Origin of the sequence: uncultured Campylobacter sp. (genome assembly GCF_938030785.1) — a bacterium.
In the GTDB taxonomy this organism is placed as follows: Bacteria; Campylobacterota; Campylobacteria; order Campylobacterales; family Campylobacteraceae; genus Campylobacter_B.
The window spans coordinates 1-5464 of the sequence record NZ_CALHIK010000141.1 but is presented as its reverse complement, the minus strand read 5'-3'; the positions used below and the strand labels follow the sequence as shown (position 1 = coordinate 5464).

At 45.6% G+C, this 5464-nt stretch carries 6 protein-coding genes and 1 pseudogene; 4 read left to right on the top strand and 3 right to left on the bottom strand.

What is annotated here, in order from left to right; genetic code table 11:
- The first annotated feature begins 149 nt into the window (after positions 1-149).
- From Q0438_RS08100 to Q0438_RS08085, 4 genes are read left to right on the top strand one after another with little or no spacing between them, the layout of a single operon-like run.
- On the top strand, positions 150-620 hold the full coding sequence (locus Q0438_RS08100) for a hypothetical protein (protein ID WP_299189993.1): 471 nt from the start codon (positions 150-152) through the stop codon (positions 618-620).
- Positions 621-629: 9 nt separating this feature from the next.
- Positions 630-1100 (top strand): hypothetical protein, encoded by a 471-nt coding sequence (locus Q0438_RS08095; RefSeq protein WP_299189991.1) that lies wholly within the window; start codon positions 630-632, stop codon positions 1098-1100.
- Between the two features lie 9 nt (positions 1101-1109).
- Entirely contained in the window at positions 1110-1523 is a 414-nt protein-coding gene (locus Q0438_RS08090; RefSeq protein WP_299189989.1) for a hypothetical protein, read from the top strand.
- 10 nt (positions 1524-1533) lie between these two features.
- Positions 1534-1917 carry a hypothetical protein gene (locus Q0438_RS08085; RefSeq protein WP_299189988.1) on the top strand — a complete coding sequence of 128 codons (384 nt, stop codon included), beginning with the start codon at positions 1534-1536 and terminating at the stop codon, positions 1915-1917.
- Between the two features lie 55 nt (positions 1918-1972).
- On the opposite strand, the gene Q0438_RS08080 is transcribed toward Q0438_RS08085, so the two are convergent.
- The 3 genes and pseudogenes from Q0438_RS08080 to Q0438_RS08070 form a co-directional block, all read right to left on the bottom strand.
- The gene (locus Q0438_RS08080; protein ID WP_297915464.1) at positions 1973-3439 is read right to left on the bottom strand and encodes an aldehyde dehydrogenase family protein; all 1467 of its coding nucleotides are present in this window, start codon (positions 3437-3439) and stop codon (positions 1973-1975) included.
- A gap of 1027 nt (positions 3440-4466) precedes the next feature.
- Positions 4467-5216, bottom strand: coding sequence for an ATP-binding protein (locus tag Q0438_RS08075; protein ID WP_299189987.1), 750 nt, complete (start codon positions 5214-5216; stop codon positions 4467-4469).
- Positions 5213-5464: pseudogene (locus tag Q0438_RS08070) on the bottom strand (5'-methylthioadenosine/adenosylhomocysteine nucleosidase); the annotation flags it as partial. The gene Q0438_RS08075 and the pseudogene Q0438_RS08070, both read right to left, overlap by 4 nt.

Here is a 5464-nt window from a genome sequence, read left to right as displayed (position 1 = left end):
ATGACGGCTCTTTAAAACGGCGGATTTGAAATTTTAAAATTTAGCCGTAGCTGCGGCGAGATTAAATTTAAACGCTGCGTAAGCGTAGCAAAGATAGAATTTAGCGCTAAATTTAAAGCCGTAATGCGACACGCAAGCAAGGAGATAAAATGAGCGATACGAAACCGAGCGAGCCGCTGCTAATCATAAAAAGGGCGAGGCGTTTTTACGGACCTTTTTATACGATAGTTAAAATTTTGCAATTTTGCATAGCCGTTATTTTTATAATGCTTGACAAGCCTTATGCGCCTATCGTAGGCTGGGTAATGCTAATCGGGCTTTTTTACGCGGAGATTATTCCGAATTGCTTTAAATTTATTGCATGTTACAATGATCGTATGGTCGTGAAATATTTTTTCTGGCAAAGAGATATTCCATTTGATGAAATCAAGTATTTTTGGATATTTACATATTTTTTAGGGCACAATAAATTTTTTATTAAACTCAAATTTAGCTTTAAAAATTTGGTACTAAATATTTGCTCGATAGTTATACCGATGGATTATATAACAAAAGAAGATTTTGAAAAATTAAAAATTTTAATGAGTGATAAAAATATCGAATATAGGGATTTTATCTGAGGAGCGAAAATGAGCGATACGAAACCGGACGAGCCGCTGCTAATCGTAAAAAGGGTGAGGCGTTTTTACGGACCTTTTTATTCGGTAGTTAAAATTTTACAATTTTATCTCGCCATTGTTTTTATAATGCTTAACAAGCCTTATGCTCCTATCGTAGGCTGGATAACGCTAATCGGTCTTTTTTATACGACGGTTATTCCGAATTGCTTTAAATTTATTGCGTGCTACGAAGATAAAGTGATAGTAAGATATATCTTTTGGCAAAGAATTCTAAAATATGATGAGATTAAATATATTGCTACATTTGCGTATCTGCCTGGAGGCGAAACACTTTGCCTAAAACTAAAATTTAATTTGGCAAATATCGTATTTAATCTAAGCTCGATTATTTTGCCTTTAAGCTATATAACAAAAGAGGATTTTGAAAAATTAAAAATTTTAATGAGTGATAAAAATATTGAATATAGGGATTTTATCTGAGGAGCGAAAATGGGTTGCTATCGTAGTTATCAAACTATAAAAACAGGCGGATTTTTTAATTTCGCCATGAAATTTCTTGTTGCAATATTTTTTGCGATTGTTCTATTCGGCTGCGACGGTAATGAATGCCACAACGAATACAATAATAAGGCGTTTTCTATTATAACTGATAATTTAAAGGATAAAGAAAATAGGGATTGGACGTGCGGGTCTATTGACAACTATGAATACTTCATAAATTTTTACGGACCTAGCAACGATGATTTAGAGACTTTATTAAAGAATGTAGCAGAAGCGGTACAAATTCCAAACGTCAAAATCACTATATCGGTTTATGAAAGATATTGGAAATGGGGCAGCAAAACTCCGCCACCATTTAGCAAGAATATATTAACCGTAAAATTAGACACAAAATCAAATTAAGGAAAATGAAATGCTGAAATTTACAAAGTGTTTCTTTTTGATAGTCGCCGCATTTATATTATTCGGCTGCGACGGTAGGGAATGTCGGAATCAGTATAACGACAAAGCAGAAGAAATAATATTTGAAGGAATAAGAGATTTAAATCATCTAGGCGGTTCTTGGTCTTGTGGAAAAATTACCGATAGATATGAGAGCATAGTAAACATTTATGGCACTAGAGATGATGATATAAAGTTGCTCTTAAATAATTTTTCAAAAGTTACCGACATACCAAATGTTAAAATCACGATAAATGTTTATAAAGGCATAAGGTTGGCAAATAAAAATTTACTGCCAAATGATGAGCCTATATTAATCTTAAAATTAAATACTCAATCGAGTCAAGCAGAATAAAATTTCGGGCGGCGCAAACCGCCCGAAACGTAGCCCGAGGTACCGCGCTAAGCCCTTACTGCTCGTAAAAGCCGCTCGGTTTAGAGATCGTGTCGATGTAGATGTTTTTGGTCTGGGTGTAGTGATCCAGGATCATCTTGTGCGTTTCGCGACCGATGCCCGATTCTTTGTAGCCGCCAAACGGCGCGCCCGCATGGATCTGGTTGTAGGTATTGACCCACACGCGACCCGTCTCAAGCAGGCGTGCGACCGTGAGCGCCTTTGCGATGTCGCGCGTAAATACGGCGCCGCCTAGTCCGTAGAGGCTGTCGTTTGCCATGCGGACGAGCTCGTCTTGATCTTTAAATTTAATCACGACACCCACAGGACCGAAGATCTCCTCCTGCGCCACGCGCATGTCGTTGCGCACGTCCACGAGTAGCGTAGGTTCGACAAAAGCCTCTCCCGCGCTATGTCGCTTGCCGCCTACGGCGATCTTAGCGCCCTCCTCTACGCCGATTTTTACGTACTCTAAAATTTTATCGGCTTGCTTTTTGTTGATCTGGCATCCCATCTGGGTGTTCGGATCGAGCGGATCGCCTACTTTGATGCGCTTAAATTTCTCCACGAGCGCAGGTACGAATTTATCGTAGATGCCCTCCTGCACGAAGATCCTACTTCCCGCGCAGCAAACTTGTCCTTGGTTGAAAAGGATTCCCAGCTGCACGCCGTCGATCGCAACGTCGAAGTCGCAATCGTCAAAGATAATATTTGCGCTCTTGCCGCCAAGCTCAAGCGTAGCGGGGATGATCTTTTGCGCCGCGGCTAACGCGATGCCTCTGCCGACCTCGGTCGAGCCCGTAAATGCGAGCTTATCAAGCCCTTTGTGAGTGCGGACGAACTCGCCTGCCTTGCTTCCCTTGCCGGTTACGACGTTGATGACGCCCTTTGGAAGCAGCGGCGCGATTAGGCGGATGAACTCCAAAATGCTAAGGCTGGTTTCGGAGCTTGGCTTAAATACGCACGTATCGCCCGCAGCAATCAGCGGAGCGAGCTTCCACGCGCCCATCAAAAACGGGAAATTCCACGGCACGATCTGTCCTACTACGCCGATCGGCTCACGCAAAACGACGGATAGATAGCGCTCTTTTAGCATATTCGCGCTGCCCTCCTCGCCCAAGATCACGCCAGCAAAATAGCGGAAATGCTCGATCGACCACGCTACGTCGACCGCGCGCGTCTCGCGGATCGGCTTGCCGTTGTCGATAGTCTCTACGGTGGCGATGAACTCGGCGTTTTGCTCTAGGACGTCGGCGATCTTATTTAGCAGCGCGCTGCGCTCATAAACGCTAGTGCGACGGAAGCTCTCAAACGCCTTGCGAGCCGCGGCAACCGCTCTATCGACGTCCGCCTTGCTAGCATCTGCGATCTTTGAAATTTTCTCGCCGGTAGCGGGATTAAAAACGTCTAGGCTCGCGCCGCCTTCGGCACCCACAAACTCGCCGTCGATGAAAAGCTTATAGCTTGGTTGGATTGTAGCCATGCTTACTCCTTTGTGAAATATGACATTCGCTATTATATATCCGCGGCGATTAATGCGGCATAAATTTCGGAGCGAAAATCGGTTAAAATTTCGTAGTGTGTAAATTTAAGAAGTACGCGGCGCGTGCGAAATTTTAAAATTTGATCTGCGCGTGCGACAGCGGAGGGTTTGAGGAATTTTGAAGCGGCGTTAAATTTAAGCGGGCGCGAGCGGCGAAATTTCAAAAGGTAACGTTTATGAAACGAGAGCGGGAATTTGGCTACGATAAAATTTCAGAATTCGGATTTGTTAAATTTTAAAATTCGGTTGCGTTGAAATTTTAAAATTTTGTAGAATAAATTTCAAAATTTAGCTCCGCTGGAATTTTGAATTAGGCTTCGTTAAAATTTTAAAATTTTGCGAGGTAAAATTTTTGAAATATTTTGCGGAATAAACTTCTAAAACTATCTTTAGCGGAGCGGGTGGTTTAAATTTACGGCGCACGGCAATCGAGTCCGCACCCGCAGCCCGAAAGAAAGCCTTCGATAAAATTTTAAAATTTTACGGGATTAAATTTCTAAAGCATTTTTTTTGAGATGAAATTTCTACAACTATCTCTCGCGCGAGCTTTGCGAGCCCATAACGCTTGCTCGTAAGGCTCCGCTTGGTACGGACGACATCCGAGCAAGACGAAAGTGCAGCGCCGAAAGCAGCCGCAGCTGTTTCGCAAAAGTAGATGCAGGCGGCGCAACCCGCCCTACTCGCAGCCCTCGGGCGCAGCGGGCGTAACCGCTCTAGCGTGCAGCCTAAGCTCGTATGCACAGCTTCGGACGCAGGAGCGCAATCGCCCGCGCCGCAATTTAAACGCAGTAAGCCAACCGCTCGCGCTGCGGCTCGCGACCCGTTTGAGCACAGGGGAAGATAACCGCTCTGCGTGTGTCGGCTTATTCAAGCCAAAAAATCGAACTAGGCGTACGAAACTCATGTTATCGCAAGAACTGCGCGCTTTGAATTCACCTGAGCGGGAGAGCGCAGACCTCTTAAAATTTTAAAATTTAGGCTCGAAAAAGGTCTCTTCGTGGATATTTTCGAAGGCGGCTTGCAGGCTGATGAAAAATCTCGGATGGGCCTTTTCGTACTGCGCTAAAAGCTCCTTCGTAGCGGCGCGCGCGGTGGGTTCCTTGCCGCCGTATTGCCTCGCGGGGCAGACCTCCTCCTCGCGCATAATCGGAAGCTCGTTATCTCTAGCACAGGCGGCGATTTGGCGCTCGCGCGTGAGAATGAACGGGCGGATGATCACAAGCCCGTTTTCGGCGACGTAGCGCGGAGCGAGGGTGCGAAGCGCGCCGTTAAAGGTGAAATTCATAAAAAAGCTCTCCGCGGCGTCGTCGAGGTGGTGGGCGATGGCGATCTTATTAAAGCCGTGCTCGAGCGCGTAGGAGTAGATGTATCCGCGCCTCATACGCGAGCAAAAGCTGCAAAACGTGGTGTTCGCGCGGATCTTTTCCTTGCCGAATTCAAAAATTTTAGTATCAATTATCTCGTAGGGGATCTCGTGCTCTTTAAAATGCGAGCTTATCTCGCGCAGGTCCTCTCCGATACCGTAAGTAACGGTAACGGCTCGAAACTCCCAGCTAAGCGGGCTTACGCTTTGGAAGTGCTTTAGCACGTGCGCCAAGCTCATGCTGTCTTTGCCGCCGCTAAGGGCTAGTAAAATTTTATCGCCGCGCTCGAACATCTTGTATTTGGCGTTGGTTTGTCCGACGCGGCGAAGTAGTTTTTTGGAGAGGTTTATCATAACCTTTCGATCATTTTTAGGACGAAATTTGCGCTCGTTTGCGCGCTTTTTATCATAAACTCGTCAAAGTCAAACTCGGCTTTGTGTCCCGCCTCGTCGCTTATCGCGCGCAGCACGCAAAACGGCACGCCCAGCGCGTCGCACACCTGCGCTACGCTCGCTCCCTCCATCTCGACCGCGCTCGCGTCAAACGTCCGCTCGATCCAGCTCTTGCGCTCCTCACCGCTTACGAACTGATCGCCGCTAGC

Coding starts and splice junctions, on each gene's coding strand:
- Q0438_RS08100 (WP_299189993.1), top strand. CDS start 150: ATGAGCGATACGAAACCGAGCGAGCCGCTGCTAATCATAAAAAGGGCG.
- Q0438_RS08095 (WP_299189991.1), top strand. CDS start 630: ATGAGCGATACGAAACCGGACGAGCCGCTGCTAATCGTAAAAAGGGTG.
- Q0438_RS08090 (WP_299189989.1), top strand. CDS start 1,110: ATGGGTTGCTATCGTAGTTATCAAACTATAAAAACAGGCGGATTTTTT.
- Q0438_RS08085 (WP_299189988.1), top strand. CDS start 1,534: ATGCTGAAATTTACAAAGTGTTTCTTTTTGATAGTCGCCGCATTTATA.
- Q0438_RS08080 (WP_297915464.1), bottom strand. CDS start 3,439: ATGGCTACAATCCAACCAAGCTATAAGCTTTTCATCGACGGCGAGTTT.
- Q0438_RS08075 (WP_299189987.1), bottom strand. CDS start 5,216: ATGATAAACCTCTCCAAAAAACTACTTCGCCGCGTCGGACAAACCAAC.